Below are 19,995 nucleotides of genomic sequence, written 5' to 3'. Positions count from 1 at the left end.
GGCCTGGATTGCGGAAAATCTGTTTCGAGGTGAAGAAGAGCACGTGGCAAAAGCTCCGGCTACTGACCGTTCCGACCGCTTCTACGAATTGTCACGGCGGCGCGCGGTCCCATTGGAAGATCTCGCCGGGCACGCCGAGGAGATCGCGCGCATCTGCCAGCGGATGGCCGAGCGGTTCCGGGCGGGCGGCAAGCTCGTCGTCTTCGGCAACGGCGGCCCGAGCACCGACGCCCAGCACGTCGCCGTGGAGTTCGTGCACCCGGTGATCGTGGGCAAACGCGCGCTGCCCGCCGTTTCCCTCACCTCTGACGTCGCCACGCTCACCGGCGTGGCCGTGCGTGAGGGGTTCGCCGAAACCTTCGCGCACCAGATCCGCTGCCTCGGTGAATCCTCCGACATCGCACTGGGCCTGTCCGTGGACGGCGAGTGCGAGAACGTCCGGCGCGGGCTGGCGGTGGCACGCGAGCGCGGCCTGCTGACCGTCGCGCTGGCCGGTGGAGGCGGAGGCCGGCTGGAGGCCGACCACGTGCTGGCGACCGCGTCGACGGATCCGTTGGTGGTCAAGGAGATCCACGTGACCGCCTACCACCTGCTGTGGGAGCTGACGCACGTGTTCCTGGAAGGTGCGGTGTGAACGACGAGAGACCTGTGTGCCGCGAGGACGTCTGCATCACGTGCGCGGACCTCGCCGCACCGGGCACGGTGGTGCGGTTGCTCGACGAGGACATGGCGGTGGTCTGGGCGGAGAACGGCTGTTTCCAGGAGGTGAGCGTCGCATTGGTGCCCGCACAGGTCGGCGACGTGGTGCTGCTGCACGCCGGTGAGGCGATCGCGGTGGTGTCCCGATGACGGAGGAGCTGTACCCGTTCCTGTCCGCCCGGCGGTCCGAAGTGGACACCCTCGCTCAGGTGGCCGAGTCCACCAGGGAGAAGATCAGGGACGCGATCGCCCTGCGGGAAAGGGTGTTCGACGCGGACTCCGCTCGGCTCGCGGACTGCGCCGAGGCGATGGCGGAGCGGTTCGCCCGCGGTGGCAGGCTGCTCGCGTTCGGCAACGGCGGCAGCTCGACGGACGCCCAGGACCTCGCGAGCCTGTTCGTGAGCGCGACGCACCCGCTGCCCGCGATCGGGCTGACCAACGACATCGCCGTGATCACCGCGTTGTCCAACGACGTCGGGTTCGACGTGGTGTTCTCCCGGCAGATCGCGACGTTCGGCCGCACCGGCGACATCGCGGTCGGCCTGTCGACCAGCGGCAGCTCCGCCAACCTGGGCCCCGCCTTCGCCGAGGCCCGCCGGCGCGGCCTGCTGACCATCGGGTTCGCGGGTGGTGACGGCGGCGCGATGGCGGCTTCGCGCGACATCGACCACCTCTTCGTCGTGCCTTCGTCGTCGGTGCACCGGATCCAGGAGACGCAGACGACGCTCTACCACGTGCTGTGGGAGCTCACCCTGGAGCTGCTGTGAGAGACCTGGCGAAGGCGATCGCGGACGCCGTGCTGTACGAGGGCTACCTGCTCTACCCGTACCGTGCGTCCGCGCCGAAGAACCGGCTGCGGTGGCAGTGGGGCGTGCTGATGCCCCCGTCGTTCACCACCGGCGGCGAGCACCCGGACTCACACGCCGAGCTGCTCGTGATACCCGGCCAGGACGCCGTGTTGCAGATTCGCCTGAGGTTCCTGCAACTGCAGGCCCGTGTCGTGGAGGTCGACGACCGGCCGGTGCCGTCGGCGGTGGTGGCGGGACGCGAGTACACGACCTGGGACGAGGCGGTGGAGCGCGAGGTCGACGTGGAGCTGCCGCTCGGCAGCGCTGGTTGCTTCCCGTTCGAGATCGCCGGTGGCCAGGACGCCGAGCCGATCGCCGGCGGAATCCGGCTGGTGCGCCGCCGATCCACGCTCTCGGGCTCGCTGACCGTGCACGCGGACGTCGTGCCGCCAGGCCTGGTGCGGCTGCGGCTGGACGTCGTGAACACCTCCCCGTGGTCGCAGCCGGACGCGGACCGCGGCGCCGCCGTGCACCACGCGTTGATCGCCGCGCACACGCTGCTCTCGGTGTCCGACGGGTCGTTCATCTCGCTCTTCGACCCACCGGAGTGGGCGGCGCAGGCGGTGGCGGACTGCCACAACGAGCGCACCTGGCCGGTGCTGATGGGCGGTCCGGGCCGCACCGACACCGTGCTGTGCGCGCCGATCATCCTCTACGACCACCCGCAGATCGCCGCGCAGAGCCACGGCGACCTGTTCGACGGCACGGAGATCGACGAGCTGCTGACCCTGCGCACGATGACGCTGACCGACGAGGAGAAGCGGCAGGTGCGGGCGACGGACGCGCGAGCGGCCGAGCTGCTGGACCGGGTGGAGGGGTTGCCCGCGTCGTCGCTGGAGGCGTTGCACGGCACTCTGCGCCGGGAGGATCCGGGTGTGGGGGCGCCGTCGTCCGCGGCGGAGCTTCCGGAAGGGGCGGTGCCGGAGGCGGGCGCTGTGCCCTCGTCGCTCGTCGAGCCGGCAAACCCGACCGCGGACTGTGACAGCGAAGGCCCCGGCAGCTCGGTCCCCGACCACGTGCTCGTCGGCGGAACCAAGGTCGGCAAGGGCTCCAAGGTCCGCCTGCGCCCGTCCCGCGCCGCCGACGCCCAGGACATGTTCCTCACCGGCCGCGTCGCCGAGGTCCGCCGGGTCCTGTCCGATGTGGACGGCGCCTGGCACCTGGCCGTGACACTCGACGACGACGAGGCCGCCGACCTGCTGGCCGAGTGCGGCCTCTACCGCTACTTCGCCCCGGAGGAGGTGGAACCGCTGTGACCGAGCGGGTGCTGGTGGCCGGGATCGGCAACGTGTTCCTCGGCGACGACGGCTTCGGTGTCGAGGTGGTCAGGCGTCTGGCCGGTGTGCCGCTGCCTGACTGGGTGCGGGTCACCGACTACGGCGTGCGCGGGCTGCACCTCGCCTACGACCTGGCCGGTGCCGACCACGAGCTGACGATCCTGGTGGACGCCACCGAACGCGGAGACGAGGCAGGCACCGTGCACGTGGTCGAGCTCGACACGTCAGTCCGCGGAAAGCCCTGCCTGGACGCGCACGGGATGCAACCGGACGTGGTGCTGAACCTGGTGGCGTGGCTCGGCAACGAGCCGCGCAGGGTGCTGCTGGTCGGCTGCGAACCCGAGGTGCTCGACCACCGGATGGGGCTGAGCCCGGCGGTCGAGCGGGCCGTCGGCACCGCGGCCGGCGCGGTGGTCGACCTCGTCACGAACCACGGCAGGTGACCAGATGTGCCTGGGCATACCGGGAGAGGTCGTCGAGATCCAGGAAGACCACCCGGACCTCGCGAAGGTGGACGTCAGCGGCGTCCGGCGCACGATCAACATCGGGCTGCTCGCCGACGAGGGCGTCCGCTGCGGTGACTGGGTGCTCATCCACGTCGGCTTCGCGATGTCGAAGATCGACGAGGAGGAGGCCCGGTCGGCGCTCGAGTTCCTGGAGACCCTCGGCAAGGCGTACCAGGACGAGATGGACGCGCTGCGGGACTCCCGAATCGACTAGAGGTGCGACGTGGCCAGAAGTCCTGGTTCGGCGAGCGAGGAACCGCGCGATTCGATCAAGGTCCGGAAATGCGCCCGGTGGTGGTCGATGAAGGGAACCTTCATCGACGAAGTGCGGCCAGGCCGGGCCGGACAGAGTCGCGTCGCGGAGTGAACTTCTGACCAGGTGCTGGGAAGGTGCGACATGCGGTTCGTCGACGAATATCGCGACGCGGACAAGGCCAGGGCGCTGGCGGCGGAGATCGCCCGCCTGTGCGAGCCGGGCCGCGAGTACAAGTTCATGGAGGTCTGCGGCGGCCACACGCACACCATCTACAAGCACGGCATCGAGGACTACCTGCCGGAGAACATCACGCTGGTGCACGGTCCCGGCTGTCCCGTCTGCGTGATCCCGATGGGACGCGTGGACGACGCCATCCACATCGCGCGTCGGCCCGGTGTGCTGATGACGTCGTTCGGCGACATGATGCGGGTTCCCGGCAGCGGCGGGAACTTCTTCGACTCCAACGCCGAGGGCACGAACATCCGGATGGTCTACTCGCCGCTGGACGCGCTGAAGATCGCGCGGGAACGGCCGGACGTGCGGGTCGTGTTCATGGCGATCGGGTTCGAGACCACCGCCCCGTCCACGGCGATGACCGTGCTGAGGGCGGCGAAGGAGGGGCTGGAGAACTTCTCGGTCTTCTGCAACCACGTCACGATCCTCCCGGCGATCAAGGCGATCCTGGACTCGCCGGACCAGCGGCTGGACGGTTTCCTGGGGCCGGGACACGTGTCCACGGTGATCGGTTGCGAGCCGTACCGGTTCATCGTGCGGGACTACGGGAAGCCGCTCGTGGTGGCGGGCTTCGAGCCGTTGGACGTGCTGCAGTCGATCTACCAGCTGATGCTCCAGGTGCGCGACCGGCGCGCCGAGGTCGAGAACCAGTACGCCAGAGTCGTTCCGTGGCAGGGGAACCCGACGGCGCTCGAGGTGATCACCGAGGTGATGGAGCTGCGGCCGTACTTCGAGTGGCGCGGGCTCGGGTTCATCTCGCACTCCGCCCTGCGGCTGCGCGAGGAGTACGCCCGCTTCGACGCGGAGCGGTTGTTCGACCTGCCCGGTGTGCGGGTGGCGGACCCGAAGTCCTGCCAGTGCGGTGAGGTGCTCAAAGGTGTGCTGAAACCGTGGGAGTGCAAGGTGTTCGGCACCGCCTGCACCCCGGAGACCCCGATCGGCACGTGCATGGTGTCGCCGGAGGGTGCCTGCGCCGCCTACTACAACTTCGGCCGGTTCACCCGAGCCCGCGTGCGGGAAGCGAGCGTGCGATGAACGACAGGGAACAACAGGTGCTGGACCGCATCGAGCGGGCCCGCAGACGCCGGGCCGGGGTCAAGGAGGAACGGATCACCCTTGCCCACGGCGCGGGCGGCAAGGCGACGAGCACGCTGATCGACGCCGTCTTCCTGGAGGAGTTCCGCAACCCGAGGCTCGAACCGCTGACCGACGCGGCCGAGCTGGAGATCGGGTGCTCCCGGCTGGCGCTGAGCACCGACTCGTTCGTGGTCACCCCGTTGTTCTTCCCCGGCGGTGACATCGGCGACCTGGCGGTGAACGGCACGGTGAACGACCTCGCCGTCTCCGGTGCCCGGCCGCTCTACCTGACGGCGGGTTTCATCCTGGAGGAAGGCCTGCCGGTCGCCGACCTCGAACGGATCGCCGCCTCGATGGCGGCCGCCGCCGAGGCCGCCGGTGTGCTCGTCGTCGCCGGCGACACGAAGGTCGTCGAGCGCGGCAAGGGCGACGGCTGCTACATCAACACCGCCGGGGTGGGGGTGGTCGAGCACCCCTGGCGCCTGGGCACGTCCGGTGTGCGGCCGGGTGACGCGGTGATCGTGTCCGGGCCGATCGGCGACCACGGCGTCACGATCATGCTGGCGCGCGGCGATCTCGGCATCGAGGCGGAAGGTCTGGTCTCCGACACCGCGCCGCTGCACGGCGTCGTGGACGCGTTGCTGACGGCCAGTCCCGGTGTGCGGATGATGCGCGACGCCACGCGCGGCGGTGTCGCGACCGTGCTGAACGAGATCGCCAGGGCGGCGGAGGTCGCGGTGGTCGTGGACGAGGACGCGGTTCCCGTCCGGCCGGAGGTGCGGGGAGCGGCCGAGCTGCTGGGCATCGACCCGTTGTACGTCGCCTGTGAGGGCCGGTTCGTCGCCGTCGTGGACGGGGCCGAGACGGATCGCGCTCTCGCCGCGCTGCGGGGCCATCCACTCGGTGCGGGCGCGGCGGTGATCGGACGCGTCGCCGCCGATCCGCCAGGCCTGGTGCTGCTGCGGACCGGGTTCGGCGGCACCAGGATCTGCGACGTGCTGGTAGGCGACCCGCTGCCGAGGATCTGCTGAATGCACGAGGTGTCGATCACCCAGGAGGTCGTCGCGACGATCGCCGAACGCCTGGGGGACCGCAGGGTCACCGTGGTGCGGCTGGAGATCGGCAAGCTCTCCGGCGTGGTCGCCGACGCGGTCCGGTTCTGCTTCGACCTGGTGGCCGAGGGCACGACGGTGGCAGGTGCGCGGCTCGAGATCGCGGAACCGCCCGGCCGCGTCCTGTGCCGCGACTGCGCGGGCGAGTACGAGGCCGACTCCCTGATCGTCCTGTGTCCCGCGTGCGGCAGCGCGTACGCGGAAGTCCTGTCCGGCAACGAACTGCGCATCAGATCGGTGGAGGTGAGCGTTCCGTGTGCGGAACCTGCGGCTGCTCCGCGAACTCGGTGACCATCCCGTTGGAGCAACGGGTGCTGGCCCGCAACGACGACCTCGCCCACCGCAACCGGGAGTGGCTCGCGCGGCGGGACGTCCTCGCGGTGAACCTGATGAGCTCACCGGGCTCCGGCAAGACGACCCTGCTGGAGCGCACGATCCGCGACCTCGGCGGGAATCCGGTCGTGTCGGTGGTCGAAGGCGACCAGGAGACTGCCTTCGACGCCGAACGGATCCGCGCGACCGGGTGCCGGGCGGTCCAGGTGAACACCGGCGCGGGCTGCCACCTCGACGCGGGCGCGGTGGCCGCCGCACTGGACGACCTGGCACCACCGGCGCACTCGGTGGTCTTCGTCGAGAACGTCGGCAACCTGGTGTGCCCGGCGCTGTTCGACCTGGGCGAGCGGCACCGCGTGGTGGTCGCGTCGGTCACCGAGGGCGAGGACAAACCGCTGAAGTACCCGCACATGTTCGCCGCGGCGGACGTGGTCGTGCTCAACAAGACAGATCTGTTGCCGCACCTGGACTTCGACCTGGACGCCTTCGCCGGGCACTTGGACCGGGTCAACCCGCGTGCGGGGCTGATCCGGTTGTCCGCCACCGGGGGCACCGGGTTCGAGGTGTGGACAGACCTCGTCCGCTGCTGGGTTCCGTGACCGCTCAGGCGCCGAACGCGAGCCGCTGCCTCTCGGCGCGCTTCATCTCGCCGCCCGAGTCACCGGGCATGGCGAGCTCGATGGTGCAGCCGGACGCGTCCGAGGTCACGTCGAGCCACTCGCAGATCTGGTTGGTGAGCCACAGGCCGTCACCCGGCTCGCGCACCACGTCGGGCGGCCGGTAGCCGAGGAAGGGCGGCACGCAGGCGAGCGGCTCGTCGCTGTGCAGCGTGCACACGATGCGGCCCGCGGCGGGCCGCAGCCACACCGCGGCCCGCTCGACCCCCTGGCTGTCGAGGTACTCGACAGCCTCACCCACGGCGATGCAGAACATGCCTGCGGCGGCGTCGTCGTTCGCCAGCAGGCCGGCGGCTGCCCGGAGCGCGTACCGGCGCACGGCGGTCAGGTCACCCTCGAACCGGAAGAGCCCCTCCGCGGTCACCGGCGGCATCGGTTCCACGTGCGACCGCGCGAACTCCTCCGGTCGCACGAACAGTGAGGAGGGCTCGACCCGATGTCCCACCACGCATTCGGGATGGGTCCGGCGGGCGTCGTCGACGATGCGCGGGCTGATCGTTCTCGTGTCGTAAGGGCAGATCATCCAGATCTGGGTGTCGGCCAGCACGACGTTGAGCGCCGCCTCCATGCGCTGCCACGCCGACACCTCGCGGGCGGACCTGTCGGTCCACTCCGGCTCGGACAGCACGCGCACCGCGCGGGACGCGGTCGGGGAGTGGTGGCGGCTCCAGTAGCGGTGGATGGCCGTGGCCCGCTGTGGTGGTCTCAGCCCGAGGTGCTCCCGCTCCACGTAGTCGACCTCGGCCTCCTGCCCGATCTCGGCGTGCAGGAGCTCCAGGTTCGCCGGAGTCGTGGCCACCAGCACGGGTTCGTCGCTGCGCAGTCCACCCAGGACGAAGGGGACTGCCATCGCGAGAAACTCCGCGTCGCTGCCGTAGATGCAGCCCTGGTGGAGGAAGGCGGGGTGCGCCGAGGTCCTCAGCGTGATCACACTCTCTCGGTCGATCGGGCGTGAGTTTCAGTCGGGTGACGACTGATCCGACGCGTGTCACAGGCGGCGGACGGAAACGCGTCGGCCGGATACTAACGTTCTGGCAACGACCGTGGAACTCCCATTTGTGGCTGCCTTGACCAGCGCAAACGGACAAGTCTGGGAGTTGTGGGACACATCTGTCCCGGCCTCGGGCAATGTCGGGAAATCAATGACCTGGCACTGGGAATTCGGTTGTCACCTCGGCCAGCACCGCCGCGGTCAGCGGAACCACCGCGGCTTCCACGGCAGGGCTCAGCGACGTTCCGAAACCGACGTCCGCCACTTCCACCGCGTAGATCACCAAATGCTCCGGCCTGCGGTCCAGGGCCTCCGCGAGCTCCACGGCTTCGGGAACGCCGAAGCCGTGGGAGCTCGCGGCAGGAATGGTGTGCGGCAGGGTGGTGCGGTGCCAGCGGCCGGGGACCGACGGTGTGCAGCGGACGGCGTCGACGATCACGACGACCTCGGCGCCGTCCCACGCCTCCATCAGCCGGACCGGGTCGCCGTCGCTGATCTCCGCCGGGATCCCGGCCGCGGCCAGCGCGCGAGCCACGGCAGGACCCACACCGTCGTCGCGGCGGAACTCGTTGCCCACCCCGATCACCACCAGGCTCACGTTCGCTCCCTGGTGAAGTCGAGGAAGTGCGCGGAGCAGGAGATGCACGGGTCGTAGTTGCGGATCGTCTGTTCGCACAACGACTGCAGCGCGTGGTCGTCGAGGTGCTGGTGAGAGCGGACCACCTCGGTCACGTCCGCCTCGATCGCGGACTGGTTCTGGGACGTGGGCGGCACGATGTCGGCGCTGAGGATCCGGCCCGCCTGATCGAGCTCGTACCGGTGGTACAGCAGGCCGCGCGGTGCCTCCGTGATGCCGTGCCCGACGCCGGCACGCGGGTTCACCTCGACCGCGGGCGAGTCCGGGCGCTCGTACGACTCGATGATCCGCAGAGCTTCCTCGACCGCGTACACGACCTCGACGGCCCGCACGACGATGCTGCGGAACGGGTTGCGGCACACCGGACCGAGGCCCGCGGCCTCGGCGGCCTCCCGTGCGACGGGGGAGAGGCGGTCGGAGTTGAGGCTGTACCTGGCGAGAGGGCCGACGAGGAACATCCGGTCGTCCAGCCGCGCGTGCAGTGCCGTCGAGTGCGCCACCTGGTGTTCGACGACGTGGCGGCCGAACTCGGCGACGGGGAAGGCGAGTCCGGTGCTGACGCAGGGCTCGCCGCGGTCGAGCGGGTAGCCCTCGACGTCCCGCAACGCCAGCAGGTCGTGCGGCACCTCGAGGTCGGGGAAGTCGAACCCGGCCACCCACTCCAGGGTGCCCAGCGCGTCGTACAGCGCCTGGTGCAACGTCTTGGCGAGCGGCCGCAGCTCCTCGGGCGTGGGCACCCGGTAGAACCCGCCGACGCGGACGTTGACCGGGTGGATCGCCCGCCCGCCGACCAGGTCCATGATCTGGTTGCCTGCCTTCTTCAGCGCCAGCCCGCGTTCGACGATCGCCCGGTGCGCGCCAGCCATGGCGATGCCGTCCGGGAAGCCGAGGAAGTCCGGCGCGTGCAGCAGGTAGATGTGCAGGGTGTGGCTGGAGATCCACTCACCGCAGTACAGCAGCCTGCGCAGCGCTCGCAGCTGACCGTCGACCCGCACGCCGCACACGTCCTCGATCGCGAGGCACGCGCTCATCTGGTAGGCCACCGGGCAGATGCCGCAGATCCGCGCGGTGATGTCGGGAGGTTCGCGGAAGTCCCTGCCGCGCAGGAACGCCTCGAAGAACCGCGGTGGTTCGTAGATGTTCAGCTCGACGCGGTCGACCTCACCGTCGACGGTGCGCACGTGCAGCGCGCCCTCGCCCTCGACCCTGGCGAGGCCGGCGACCTGCAACGTTCGGTTCGCGCGATGGGTCATGACCACTCCGCGTTGGCGTTGAAGGTGCGGAACACGAGGTGCAGCTCGTCGTCACCCATGCCGCTGCGCCGCAGCAACGGCACGAGCGCGGGCACGTTGGGCTGGTTCATCGGACCGAAGCAGCCGTAACAGCCCCGGTTGACCGCCGGACACAGAGCGCCGCAGCCGGCGTGTGTCACGGGGCCGAGACACGGCGTGCCGTGCGCGACCATCACGCAGGTGAGGCCACGCCGCTTGCACTCCGTGCACACGCTCGTGTCGGGCAGATCCGGCTTTCTCCCGGCCAGCAACGCAGTGAGCACCTCCAGCAGTTGCCCCTTGTCGATGGGACAGCCGCGCAGTTCGTGGTCCACCGTGACGTGCGCGGAGATGGGGGTGGAGGTGCCCAGCGTCGCGATGTGCTCGGGGCGGGCGTAGACGATCGAGCGGAACTCGTCGACGTCGGCGAAGTTCCGCAACGCCTGGATGCCGCCTGAAGTCGCGCACGCGCCGACGACGACCAGCACCGCCGACTGCTCCCTGATCCAGCGGATCCTCTCGGCCTCGTCCGGCGTGGTCACGGATCCCTCGACGATCGAGATGTCGTAGGGACCGGGCTCGCTGACGCTCGTGGCCTCCAGGAAGTGTGCTATCCGCACGCGTTCGGTCAGCGGCAGCAGCTCGTCCTCGCAGTCCAGCAGCGTGAGCTGGCAGCCGTCGCACGAGGTGAACTTCCAGACGGCGATGGTCGGCATCACAACTCCTTCGCCAGCAGCAGCGGCTCGGCTGTCGGGTAACCGGTGACCGGACCGTCGCGGCACAGCAGCAGCGGGCCGAGCTGACAGTGCCCGCACAGTCCGACGCCGCACTGCATGTTGCGTTCCAACGACACCTGGATCCGCTCGGCGCGCACACCCCGGCCGAGCAACGTCCTGGCGCAGAACCGCATCATCGGCTCAGGGCCGCACAACAGCGCGGTGGTGCGGTCGGGGTCGAGCGGGATCGACGCGAGCGGTTCGGTGACGAAGCCGACGCGGCCGTGCCAGTCGTGGTCTCCGTGGTCGACGGTGAGCACCACGTCCACATCGGACAGTCCCGCGATCTCCTCCTGGTACAGCAGGTCCTGCCGGGTTCGTGCGCCCGCGACGAGCACCGTTCGCTTGGTCGGGTGGCCGAGCACGGGACGCAGTGGCGCGAGGCCGATGCCGCCCGCGACGACGAGCAGGTCTTCCGCGCCGTCGAGCTGCCACGCCGTGCCGAACGGGCCTCGGACCCCGATCACCGTGCCGGGTTCGGCGTCGTGCAGTGCCCGGCTGACCGCACCGACAGCGCGGATCGTGTGCACTAACGTGCCGTCGCCCGGGATCCCGCTGATGGAGATGGGCACCTCGCCGATGCCGTGCGCGTAGAGCATCGCGAACTGGCCAGGCCTGAACGCGGGCAACGACTCGGCGACCGGCCGCAGCGCCAGGGTCACCGAGTCGTGTGTCTCCACGGTGCGTGTCACGACCTGGTAGGGCGTCGGCGTCCAGGTCGTCATGCCGGGTTCCGGTAGAGGTCGAGCAGCCGGATCCGGGTGGCCTGCAACCGGTTCAGCAGTGCGTCGATCAGGATCAGGGAGAGCTGGTAGCCCAGCGCGGGGTCCTCGTCGGCGAGCGCGCGCAACGCCCCGGTGTCCACGACAGCGGCTCGCGTCGAGGTCACGGCGGTGGCACCGAAGTGCCACCGGTACGGCGGCACGAGCCACGACCAGCCGAGGAGCTCGCCGGGCCCGATGCTCTGCAGGGCCACCCGGCCGCGCGGCGGCACCACCGAGTCGATCACGACGCACCCGGTCAGCACCACCCAGCACTGGTCGGCGAGCCCTCCTTCGTCGAACAGCCGGGTGCCGGCTTCGTAGGTCACGATCCGGCTGACTCCCGCGATCGCCGCGCGCTGGGTGTGCGACAGCCGCGTGAACAGGGGAAGTGCGTCGAGATCGGTCATGGGAGTGGTCATGGTTGCTCACCTGCCGCCAGAGCTGCTGCTTCCTCGGTGATGTCGATCCCGGCCGGGCACCACGCGATGCACCGTCCACAGCCGACGCAGCCGGACGTGCCGAACTGGTCGTGCCACGTGCCGAGTTTGTGGGTCATCCACTGGCGGTAGCGCGAGGCACCGGACGTGCGCACCGCGCCGCCGTGGAGGTAGGAGAAGTCGATCTCGAAGCACGACGCCCAGCGCTGCGAGCGTTCCGCGTTCCCGTCGAGATCGGTGGTGTCCTCGACGGAGACGCAGAAGCAGGTGGGGCAGACCATCGTGCAGTTGCCGCAGGTGAGGCACCGTTCGGCCACTGCCTCCCAGTGCGAGGAGTCCCGGTTGCGGGCGAGGAGGTCGCGCAGGTCCAGTTCGGGCATCGCCCGGCCCGTGCGGTTCGCGGCGGCGCCGACGTCCTGCTCGGCGAGCGCGACGTCGTCCGGTGACGCGGCACGGGCGGGCACACGAGCGAGGAGCTCGGCGCCTTCTTCTGTACCGGAGGTGGCGAGGAACCGGTGACCGGCGGAGTCGATCCGTTCCGTCAGTGCGATGTCGTAGCGGGGACCTGCGGCAGGTCCGCAGCCCATCGAGGTGCAGAAGCACACCTCACCGGGCTCCGTGCACTGGGCGGCGACCACGAAAGGCGCTCTGCCTCCGACGATCTGCCGCAGCTTGGCGATCGCGGCCAGGTCGCAGGGCCGCACCCCGAGGAACGCGTAGGCCGGTGAGTCGACCTCGGCGGCGTGGAATCCGTTGCGGTCACTGGAGATCAAGGCTCGGCGGGGTGGGTGCAGGAACCTCTTCCACGACTGGGGACCGGCCGAATGGCCGAAGACCGCGGTGTCCTGGCGACGGCGTACCCGGTAGTGGCCGGGACCTGTTTCGACGCCCCACCCGCTCGGCAGGTCCGCGGCGGAACCCAGCTCGGCCAGCGTGATCGCGTCGTCCCGCAGGACCGGGCCGACGACCACGCGGCCGTCCTGCCTCAGCGCGCCGATGAGCGCGTCGAGACCGTCGAGGTCCAGCACGACCTGCATGTCCGCCACCTCCTGAGTCGTCTCCCCATCGTCACGGCCAGGCAGGCCCGCCCCCAGTGACCAAGGGCCCATCCGGTGAGGCGCTTGATGCCCTGTCCGACTGGGCACATCAGGAGTTGGATGTGTTGTAGGGCAAGAGGAAAGGAGAAGACATGAGTACGCTGGCTCGCCGTCCGGCAAGCTCGCTGCTGCCCGACCTGTGGGAGATGTTCGACGCCACGTGGCCGTTCGGCACCCGGCACCCGATGCACATCGAGGACTTCGTCGAGGAGGGCGCCTACGTCGTCCGCGCGGAGCTGCCAGGTCTGGACGCCGCGAAGGACATCGACGTGAGCGCGACCGACGGCACCCTCACCATCACCGCCCAGCGGGAGGAGACGAAGAAGGAACAGCACCGTTCCGAGTTCCGCTACGGCTCGTTCACCCGGACCGTGTCGCTGCCCTCGGGCGCGGACACCTCGAAGATCTCCGCCGAGTACAAGAAGGGCATCCTCGAGGTCCGCGTGCCGATCGCCGCACCGCCGGAGGAGCACAAGGTTCAGATCGACGTCCAACAGGACTGACCTGAATCACGATGAACGGCGCATTCGTCCACCTCAGGTGAACGAATGCGCCGTTCATCGTCAGCAGATGCGGGGGAGTTGCTCGCCGACCAGGACGTCGACGACGCGGGAGGAGCCGACCAGGGTGTGGGCGAGGACGCGGCCCGGCGCGCCGTTCGTGACCTCGCCGATGATCGTGGTTTCGGCACCCTCCGGCAGTGCGCGCATCGCCTCCAGCACGGCGTCGGTCGAAGCCGGTGCCACGAACGCCACCAGACAGCCCTCGTTGGCCACGTGGAACGGATCGAGCCCGAGCAGGTCGCACGCAGCGGCGACGGGCGCGGGTACCGGTACGGCCGACTCGACGATCTCCACGCACACCTGCGACGCCGCGGCGATCTCGTTGAGCGAGCCCGCGAGCCCTCCGCGCGTGGGGTCCCGCAGCGCGTGCACGTCCGCGCCGCCCGCCGCGATCATCGCGGCCACGAGCTCGTGAAGCGGCTGGCTGTCGGAGGAGATGTCCGCTTCGAATCCGAGGCCCTCGCGGGAACTGAGGATCGAGACGCCGTGCCGGCCGATCGGGCCAGACACGAGCACGATGTCGCCGGCTGCGGCACTCGCGGCCGACGGCCACGCGTCGCGCAACCGCACGCCGACCCCGGTCGTGGTGATGTAGAGGCCGTCGGCGGCGCCTCGTCCGACCACCTTCGTGTCGCCGGTGACGATCGGGACGCCCACGGCGCGGGCGGCGGCCGCGGCGGAGTGCGTGATGTCGCGCAGCTCGGAGATCGGCAGGCCCTCCTCGATGATGTACGCGAGGCTGAGCGCGATCGGCCGAGCGCCGCGCATGGCGAGGTCGTTCACGGTGCCGTGCACGGCGAGCGAACCGATGTCACCGCCGGGGAAGAACCTCGGTGTCACGACGTAGCTGTCGGTGCTGAACACCTGGTCGAGACCGATCAGGGCGGCGTCCTCCAGCGGACCGTCGACGCCCAGCTCGGGGTTGATAACCTCGGCGAGCAGCTCGGCCATGAGCTGTCCGCCGGAGCCGTGGCCGAGCAGGACGCGTTCGGTTTCCACGCGCGGGACGGGACAGGAGAGCGTCATCGGTGCTCCAGGGTTCGGCCGGCGTTGAAGAACGCCGCGCAGGTGCCTTCGCTGGACACCATCGGTGCGCCCAACGGGTTTCTGGGGGTGCAGGTGCGCCCGTAGGCGGCGCAGTCGGTCGGCACACGGGTGCCGCGCAGGATGTCGCCGGCGATGCAGTCGGGCGACTCGCGCGTCACGAGGTCACCGACGGCGAACCTGGTTTCGGCGTCGTAGCGGGCGAACTCGGGACTGAGCGCGAGGCCGCTGGCCTTGATCGGGCCGATGCCGCGCCACGTCCGGTCGGAGACCTGGAACACGCGCCGCATCGCGTCCTGTGCGGCGGTGTTGCCGGTCCGGCGCACGGCGCGGGCGTACTGGTTCTCGACCTCCGCACGGCCCTGTTCGAGCTGCCGCACCGCCGTCAGGATGCCTTCGAGCAGGTCGAGCGGTTCGAACCCGGTCACCACGACCGGAACGCCGTACTTCTCGGCGATCGGCTCGTACTCGGTCCAGCCCATGACCGCGCACACGTGACCGGCAGCGAGAAAGGCCTGCACCTGCGTGTCCGGGTCGTCCATCAGCGCGGTGATCGCGGGAGGTACCAGCACGTGGCTCACCAGCACGCTGAAGTTCGGGACGCCGGTCGACGCGGCGTGCAGCACGGCCATCGCGTTGGCGGGCGCGGTCGTCTCGAAACCGACGGCGAGGAACACGACTTCGCGGCCGGGGTTGTCCTGGGCGACGCGCACGGCGTCGAGCGGCGTGTAGACGACCCGCACGTCCGCACCGCGGGCCTTGAGGGAGAGCAGGTCGCCGGACGTGCCGGGCACGCGCAGCATGTCGCCGTAGCTCGTGAAGATCACGTCCGGCCTGGCGGCGATCGCGAGTGCCCTGTCGATGATCTCCAGCGGCGTCACGCACACCGGGCAGCCGGGGCCGTGGATCATCCGGATGCCCGCGGGCAGCAGCTCGTCGATGCCCTGCCGCACGATGGTGTGCGTCTGGCCGCCGCAGACCTCCATGATCGTCCACGGCGCCGTCGCGGTGGTTCGCAGCTCGGCCAGCAGACGCCGGGCGAGCTCGGGATCGCGGTACTCCTGCAGGTGCTTCACGGTCCGAGCTCCGTCTCGATCGCGTCCGGCATCGCGCGCAGCACCGCGAGGGTCCTGGCGGCTTCCTCCTCGTCGACGAGCGTGATCGCGAAGCCGACGTGCACGATCACGTAGTCGCCGACTTCGGCTTCCGGTGTGTAGGCGAGGCAGACCGGCCGGCGCAGCCCGTCGAAGTCGACGGTTCCCGAGCGGGGCTCGGCGTCGTCCAGCGTCACGATCCGTCCCGGAATCCCCAGGCACATCAGCAGTCCCCTCCCGCCAGCAGTGCCGCCGCCACAGCGGCCTGTCCGTAGCTGATCCCGCCGTCGTTGACCGGCACGCGCTCGCCGACGAGCACCCGGAAACCGTCCAGCTCACGGGTCACGGCGTCGACGAGCCTGCGGTTCTGGAACACCCCACCGCCCAGGCACACGGTCCGCACCTCGCCCGCGACCTCGCGCACCAGTGCCGCCGTCACCTCGCAGATCGTGGTGTGGAACCGTGCCGCCGCCACGCCGACCGGGTCGCCGCACGTGACGAGGTCGCGCAGGGTGGGTACGGGGTCGTACACCCACATCCCGTCCCGCTGGTGGAGCTTCCACTCGAACGACGGCCCGGTGTGGCCGCCTGCCGAGGCTTCCAGGAGAACGGCCGCTTCGCCTTCGTAGGTGTTCTCCTCGCACAGGCCGAGCAACGCGGCGGCCGCGTCGAACAACCTGCCGGCGCTGGACGCGAGTGGGCTGTTGACCTGCCGCTCGACCATCCGCCGCACGAGACCGGCTTCCGTCGTCCGCCCGATGTCCGGAATGGACGGTGCGCCGAAGTCCTCGGCCCCGTACAGGTAGCCGAGAGCCATGCGCGAGGGCCGCCGCACCGCGACTTCGCCACCGGGCAGCGGTGCGCGGCCGAACCGGCCGACCCGCCGGTAGTCCCGGTAGGTGGCCAGGAAGATCTCGCCACCCCACAACGTGCCGTCGTCGCCCAGCCCGAGACCGTCGTACGCGACACCGACGAACTGGCCTTCGACGCCGTGTTCCGCCGCGGTCGCCGCGACGTGGGCGTGGTGGTGCTGGACCGGGATCCGGCGCTCGCGCGACCACCGCTCGGCGTACCGGGTCGACAGGTAGCGGGGGTGCAGGTCGTGCGCGCAGTACTCCGGCGTGGTGCCCTGCCACCGGCACAAGGTCTCCACCGTGCGCTCGAACGCGGTGAAGGTCTGTGCGTTCTCGAGATCACCGGTGTGCGGACCGACGAGCGCGCGGTCGCCGACCGCGAGTGCCGTGGTGTGCTTGAGCTGTGCGCCCAGCGCCAGCACCGGTACCGGTGACGGCACCGGCAACGACAAGGGGGCCGGGGCGAATCCCCGTGCCCTGCGCACCATCCTCCCGGCGCGCACCACCGAGTCGTCGTAGCGCGCGAGGATCGGCCTGTTGTGCGCGAGGACGCCGTCCACCACCGGTCCGAGCTTCGCCTCCGCTTCCTCGTCGCAGATCGCGATCGGCTCACCGGACCGGTTGCCGCTGGTCACCACGAGAGGACGGGCGAGATCGCGCAACAGGAGGTGGTGCAACGGGCTGTACGGGAGGAAGAGCCCGACGTCCAGCCCGCCGAGACGCGAGGGCGATACGACGATGGGGGCGGCGGGGGACGTCAGGAGCTCAGCCGCCTCGTCGTCCAGGTCGGAGAACAGCCGAGCTTCCGCGACGCCGCGGACCATCACCGCCAACGGTTTGCGCGGCCGGAGCTTGAGCTTGCGCAACCGGGCGACCGCGTCGGAGTCCGCGGCATCACAGATCAGCTGGTAGCCCCCGACACCCTTGACCGCGACGATCCCGCCGTGCGCGATCACCCCGGTCGCCGCGTGCAGGGCTTCGCCGCCCAGGACCTTCCCCCACCGCAGCCGGGGCCCGCAGTCCGGACAGGCCACCGGTTCCGCGTGGAAGCGGCGGTCGGACGGATCGTGGTACTCGGCCGAACACGAGGCGCACAGGGGAAACGCGCTCATCGACGTGCGCGACCGGTCGTAGGGCAGCGACTCCACGATGGTCGCGCGCGGCCCGCAGTCGGTGCAGTTGATGAACGGGTACCGGTAGCGCCGGTCACCGGGGTCGAACAGCTCCGCCACGCAGGCGTCGCAGGTCGCGAGGTCGGGGACGATCGAGCGCGGACCGGCCGCGAACCCGCTGCCCAGCACGACGAACCCGGCGTGCCCGACGTTCTCGTGCGGGGTGACGGTGATGTCGTCGATCCGGGCGTGGCGCGGCGCCCGCTCGTGCAGGGCGCGTCGGAACGCGCTGAGCGTGTCCGGTGACCCGCACGCGGTGATCACGACGTGACCGCCGACGTTGCGCACGTCGCCCCGGACACCGAGCTCGGTCGCGAGCCGCAGGACGTGCGGCCGGAACCCGACACCCTGCACGGCGCCGTGCACCTCGATGCGCTCGGTCGTGATCACGGCTCTCCCTCGACGGTGTGCTGTCCCACGAACGTCGCATCGGCGCCGTCCCGTCGTGAGGGGCCTAGGTCCTGCCCGAGCCGGGACCGTTGGGATCCCGCCGTGCGACCAGGGCCAGGCCGGTGCCGATGAGCAGCGTGAGCAGGCCGCTCAACGCGGGCCGCGGGACGCCGGCCGGCGCGACCGCGGAATGGACCGAGGACGGTTCACCGGCCTGCACCGGACCGGCGGACGTGCCGAGACACAGCAGTACGGTCAGCAGTCCCGCCGCGGCCGATCCGAGTGGTCGGGAGATCATCACGACCACCTACGTCGTCGAGTACGGTTCGTCGCGCTCGATCGATCGCGACACCTGGGGCTTTCTCGAGTGCCCCCGGCTCTGCTCCGCGTACTCCTCGGCGAGGTGCTCCTGGCGTTCCTCGCCCCGGTAGCGGGTCAGGACCGCCATGGTGATCGCGTGGGCCACGGCCAGCAGGAGCAGCACCAGGCCGAGCTTCGTCACGAGCTTCTGCAACGAGCCGTCCACGGGCAGGTCGACCGTGGAGATCACTGCGACGAGGCCCAGCACGATCAGTGAGAACAACGTGGTGGTGAGCCAGCTGGCCGCCACGCTTCTGCCGGGGTGGTCGTCGTCGCTGAGGTACTTGCGCCCGCTGATCGTGACGACCACAGCGTCGATCACCACCAGCAGCGCGCTGATGACGAGGAAGGCGATGTAGCTGTTGGTGTCCATGCCCTCCAGCGTCGAGTCGGCGGTGGCGCGGGGACAGGGCCCTGAGTCCCGCCCCGCAGCGGGCCTTTGGCCGTCCGGTCAGGGATGATTCGCCGGTGAGGTGGTGGTTGAGCCGTCCGGATCTCGGGCGCTACCCGGTGCAGACGGCCGGGGCCGGTGACGTGACCGCGTGGTTCCTGGGCACGAGCTCGGTGTTGCTGAGTGACGGGCACACCGCGGTGCTCACCGACGGCTTCGTCACGCGGCCGGGTCTGGCCTGGCGACCATGCCTCCGGCTCTGATGGCGTCTGCAAGTACCACCAACTCAACATCAACAGGCACCTACCTACAACCAACAGGGCCGTGGCGCACGGCCGGCGACGAGCGGGTTGGGTGCAGGTAGCGGCGATTCGATCAAGAGTTGGATTCGATCAAGAGTTGGTGGTACTTGCAGACGCACTCGGCACCAACGAGCCTCATGGTGTCGGACAAGACTGCTGGCCAGGTGCTTAGGACACGCTCGGCCGCGACCGGCCTCCCGCCCAGGCCTTCACCACCAGGCTGAAGCCCGGCGCACTGGCCACCATTACCGGTAGCCGATCCGGTGCAGCAGGTCGGCGCGCGAGGCCTGGTCGTCGGCCGTCTCGACGCCGAGCGGCCCGCCGCCGTCGACCACGCCGATGATGCCCCGGCCCTGCGCGGTGCCCGCGAGGAGCAGGTCCACGGGGTTGGCGGTGGCGCAGAAGATCGTGCACACCTCGGGCACCTGCTTGATGGCGTTGAGGACGTTGACCGGGTAGCCCTCGCGCAGGAACACGATGAACGAGTGACCGGCTCCGACGGCGTGGGCGTTCTTGATGGCGAGCTCGACGAGGTCCTGGTCGTTGCCGGAGTGGCGGACGAGCCGAGGCCCGGAGGCCTCGCAGAAGGCCAGTCCGAACCGGAGGTGCGGGCTCGCGCCGGCGAGAGCGTTGTGCAGGTCGTCGACTGACTTGATGAAGTGCGCCTGCCCGATGATGACGTTGAGGTCGTCGGGCTTCTCGATCCTGACCGCGATGATGGACATGATCCGAGTCTGGTCCGTTCTCGATCGTCCGGTTCAGTGGCCAAGGTCCTCAGAATCGATCCCTCGCGCCTGGCGCCAGAGGTACATCGTCCTCGATCAGGTGGGACG

26 protein-coding genes are annotated in these 19,995 nt (G+C 70.1%); 12 read left to right on the top strand and 14 right to left on the bottom strand.

Features of this window, described 5'->3' with window-relative positions; genetic code table 11:
* The first annotated feature begins 43 nt into the window (after positions 1 to 43).
* The 10 genes from ACFOWZ_RS05105 (at position 44) to hypB (ending at position 6,941) form a co-directional block, all read left to right on the top strand.
* A complete protein-coding gene (locus ACFOWZ_RS05105) occupies positions 44 to 634 on the top strand; it encodes a D-sedoheptulose-7-phosphate isomerase (protein WP_382369467.1) in 591 nt (196 codons plus the stop codon).
* Positions 631 to 849 (top strand): HypC/HybG/HupF family hydrogenase formation chaperone, encoded by a 219-nt coding sequence (locus ACFOWZ_RS05100; protein ID WP_382369464.1) that lies wholly within the window; start codon positions 631 to 633, stop codon positions 847 to 849. The genes ACFOWZ_RS05105 and ACFOWZ_RS05100 overlap by 4 nt, the downstream gene beginning before the upstream one ends.
* Positions 846 to 1,466, top strand: coding sequence for a D-sedoheptulose-7-phosphate isomerase (locus ACFOWZ_RS05095; protein WP_382369461.1), 621 nt, complete (start codon positions 846 to 848; stop codon positions 1,464 to 1,466). Before ACFOWZ_RS05100 ends, ACFOWZ_RS05095 begins: the two co-directional genes overlap by 4 nt.
* Positions 1,463 to 2,803, top strand: coding sequence for a hypothetical protein (locus ACFOWZ_RS05090; protein ID WP_382369458.1), 1,341 nt, complete (start codon positions 1,463 to 1,465; stop codon positions 2,801 to 2,803). Before ACFOWZ_RS05095 ends, ACFOWZ_RS05090 begins: the two co-directional genes overlap by 4 nt.
* Positions 2,800 to 3,267, top strand: coding sequence for a hydrogenase maturation protease (locus ACFOWZ_RS05085; protein ID WP_382369455.1), 468 nt, complete (start codon positions 2,800 to 2,802; stop codon positions 3,265 to 3,267). Before ACFOWZ_RS05090 ends, ACFOWZ_RS05085 begins: the two co-directional genes overlap by 4 nt.
* Positions 3,268 to 3,271: 4 nt before the next feature.
* The gene (locus ACFOWZ_RS05080; protein ID WP_382369452.1) at positions 3,272 to 3,544 is read left to right on the top strand and encodes a HypC/HybG/HupF family hydrogenase formation chaperone; all 273 of its coding nucleotides are present in this window, start codon (positions 3,272 to 3,274) and stop codon (positions 3,542 to 3,544) included.
* Positions 3,545 to 3,727: 183 nt separating this feature from the next.
* Positions 3,728 to 4,855: a hydrogenase formation protein HypD gene (gene hypD / locus ACFOWZ_RS05075; protein WP_382369449.1), complete on the top strand. Its 1,128-nt coding sequence runs from the start codon at positions 3,728 to 3,730 to the stop codon at positions 4,853 to 4,855.
* Positions 4,852 to 5,928: a hydrogenase expression/formation protein HypE gene (hypE, locus tag ACFOWZ_RS05070; RefSeq protein WP_382369446.1), complete on the top strand. Its 1,077-nt coding sequence runs from the start codon at positions 4,852 to 4,854 to the stop codon at positions 5,926 to 5,928. Before hypD (ACFOWZ_RS05075) ends, hypE (ACFOWZ_RS05070) begins: the two co-directional genes overlap by 4 nt.
* Positions 5,929 to 6,300, top strand: coding sequence for a hydrogenase maturation nickel metallochaperone HypA (gene hypA / locus ACFOWZ_RS05065; RefSeq protein WP_382369443.1), 372 nt, complete (start codon positions 5,929 to 5,931; stop codon positions 6,298 to 6,300). It begins immediately after the preceding gene.
* Complete coding sequence (gene hypB, locus ACFOWZ_RS05060) at positions 6,264 to 6,941, top strand: hydrogenase nickel incorporation protein HypB (RefSeq protein ID WP_382369440.1); 678 nt, start codon at positions 6,264 to 6,266, stop codon at positions 6,939 to 6,941. The genes hypA and hypB overlap by 37 nt, the downstream gene beginning before the upstream one ends.
* Positions 6,942 to 6,945: 4 nt before the next feature.
* Here the strand turns inward: hypB and ACFOWZ_RS05055 are convergent, their stop codons facing one another.
* From ACFOWZ_RS05055 to ACFOWZ_RS05025, 7 genes are all read right to left on the bottom strand, one after another.
* Positions 6,946 to 7,950, bottom strand: coding sequence for an anti-sigma factor RsbA family regulatory protein (locus ACFOWZ_RS05055; RefSeq protein WP_382369437.1), 1,005 nt, complete (start codon positions 7,948 to 7,950; stop codon positions 6,946 to 6,948).
* A 208-nt stretch (positions 7,951 to 8,158) separates the two neighbouring features.
* Complete coding sequence (locus ACFOWZ_RS05050) at positions 8,159 to 8,608, bottom strand: hydrogenase maturation protease (protein ID WP_382369434.1); 450 nt, start codon at positions 8,606 to 8,608, stop codon at positions 8,159 to 8,161.
* Positions 8,605 to 9,900: a Ni/Fe hydrogenase subunit alpha gene (locus ACFOWZ_RS05045; protein WP_382369431.1), complete on the bottom strand. Its 1,296-nt coding sequence runs from the start codon at positions 9,898 to 9,900 to the stop codon at positions 8,605 to 8,607. Before ACFOWZ_RS05045 ends, ACFOWZ_RS05050 begins: the two co-directional genes overlap by 4 nt.
* A complete protein-coding gene (locus ACFOWZ_RS05040; protein WP_382369428.1) occupies positions 9,897 to 10,634 on the bottom strand; it encodes an NADH-quinone oxidoreductase subunit B family protein in 738 nt (245 codons plus the stop codon). Before ACFOWZ_RS05040 ends, ACFOWZ_RS05045 begins: the two co-directional genes overlap by 4 nt.
* A complete protein-coding gene (locus ACFOWZ_RS05035) occupies positions 10,634 to 11,419 on the bottom strand; it encodes an FAD/NAD(P)-binding protein (protein WP_382369425.1) in 786 nt (261 codons plus the stop codon). The genes ACFOWZ_RS05040 and ACFOWZ_RS05035 overlap by 1 nt, the downstream gene beginning before the upstream one ends.
* Positions 11,416 to 11,877, bottom strand: a complete 462-nt coding sequence (locus ACFOWZ_RS05030) for a Crp/Fnr family transcriptional regulator (protein WP_382369422.1) — start codon at positions 11,875 to 11,877, stop codon at positions 11,416 to 11,418. Before ACFOWZ_RS05030 ends, ACFOWZ_RS05035 begins: the two co-directional genes overlap by 4 nt.
* On the bottom strand, positions 11,874 to 12,932 hold the full coding sequence (locus ACFOWZ_RS05025) for a 4Fe-4S dicluster domain-containing protein (protein ID WP_382369419.1): 1,059 nt from the start codon (positions 12,930 to 12,932) through the stop codon (positions 11,874 to 11,876). Before ACFOWZ_RS05025 ends, ACFOWZ_RS05030 begins: the two co-directional genes overlap by 4 nt.
* Positions 12,933 to 13,084: 152 nt before the next feature.
* Between ACFOWZ_RS05025 and ACFOWZ_RS05020 the strand changes: the two genes are divergently transcribed.
* Positions 13,085 to 13,495 (top strand): Hsp20/alpha crystallin family protein, encoded by a 411-nt coding sequence (locus ACFOWZ_RS05020; protein ID WP_382369416.1) that lies wholly within the window; start codon positions 13,085 to 13,087, stop codon positions 13,493 to 13,495.
* Between the two features lie 60 nt (positions 13,496 to 13,555).
* Here the strand turns inward: ACFOWZ_RS05020 and hypE (ACFOWZ_RS05015) are convergent, their stop codons facing one another.
* The 6 genes from hypE (ACFOWZ_RS05015) to ACFOWZ_RS04990 all read right to left on the bottom strand — a co-directional run bounded on the left by hypE (ACFOWZ_RS05015) (position 13,556) and on the right by ACFOWZ_RS04990 (position 18,842).
* Positions 13,556 to 14,554: a hydrogenase expression/formation protein HypE gene (gene hypE / locus ACFOWZ_RS05015; RefSeq protein ID WP_382369413.1), complete on the bottom strand. Its 999-nt coding sequence runs from the start codon at positions 14,552 to 14,554 to the stop codon at positions 13,556 to 13,558.
* 23 nt (positions 14,555 to 14,577) lie between these two features.
* Positions 14,578 to 15,675 carry a hydrogenase formation protein HypD gene (gene hypD / locus ACFOWZ_RS05010; protein WP_382369410.1) on the bottom strand — a complete coding sequence of 366 codons (1,098 nt, stop codon included), beginning with the start codon at positions 15,673 to 15,675 and terminating at the stop codon, positions 14,578 to 14,580.
* On the bottom strand, positions 15,672 to 15,917 hold the full coding sequence (locus tag ACFOWZ_RS05005) for a HypC/HybG/HupF family hydrogenase formation chaperone (protein WP_030474213.1): 246 nt from the start codon (positions 15,915 to 15,917) through the stop codon (positions 15,672 to 15,674). The genes hypD (ACFOWZ_RS05010) and ACFOWZ_RS05005 overlap by 4 nt, the downstream gene beginning before the upstream one ends.
* Positions 15,917 to 18,109 (bottom strand): carbamoyltransferase HypF, encoded by a 2,193-nt coding sequence (gene hypF / locus ACFOWZ_RS05000; protein ID WP_382369406.1) that lies wholly within the window; start codon positions 18,107 to 18,109, stop codon positions 15,917 to 15,919. The genes ACFOWZ_RS05005 and hypF overlap by 1 nt, the downstream gene beginning before the upstream one ends.
* A gap of 64 nt (positions 18,110 to 18,173) precedes the next feature.
* The gene (locus ACFOWZ_RS04995) at positions 18,174 to 18,407 is read right to left on the bottom strand and encodes a hypothetical protein (RefSeq protein WP_382369404.1); all 234 of its coding nucleotides are present in this window, start codon (positions 18,405 to 18,407) and stop codon (positions 18,174 to 18,176) included.
* Positions 18,408 to 18,416: 9 nt separating this feature from the next.
* Positions 18,417 to 18,842, bottom strand: coding sequence for a hypothetical protein (locus tag ACFOWZ_RS04990; protein ID WP_382369401.1), 426 nt, complete (start codon positions 18,840 to 18,842; stop codon positions 18,417 to 18,419).
* A gap of 95 nt (positions 18,843 to 18,937) precedes the next feature.
* Here ACFOWZ_RS04990 and ACFOWZ_RS04985 point away from each other — a divergent pair, with 95 nt between their 5' ends.
* The gene (locus tag ACFOWZ_RS04985) at positions 18,938 to 19,123 is read left to right on the top strand and encodes a hypothetical protein (RefSeq protein WP_382369398.1); all 186 of its coding nucleotides are present in this window, start codon (positions 18,938 to 18,940) and stop codon (positions 19,121 to 19,123) included.
* A gap of 284 nt (positions 19,124 to 19,407) precedes the next feature.
* Here the strand turns inward: ACFOWZ_RS04985 and ACFOWZ_RS04980 are convergent, their stop codons facing one another.
* On the bottom strand, positions 19,408 to 19,887 hold the full coding sequence (locus ACFOWZ_RS04980; RefSeq protein WP_382369395.1) for an adenosine-specific kinase: 480 nt from the start codon (positions 19,885 to 19,887) through the stop codon (positions 19,408 to 19,410).
* Positions 19,888 to 19,995: the final 108 nt, after the last annotated feature.

Origin of the sequence: Lentzea rhizosphaerae (assembly GCF_042649515.1) — a bacterium.
Lineage (GTDB): Bacteria > Actinomycetota > Actinomycetes > Mycobacteriales > Pseudonocardiaceae > Lentzea > Lentzea aerocolonigenes.
The sequence above is the reverse complement of the archived record's forward strand: the minus strand, read 5'-3'. Positions and strand labels throughout refer to the sequence as shown.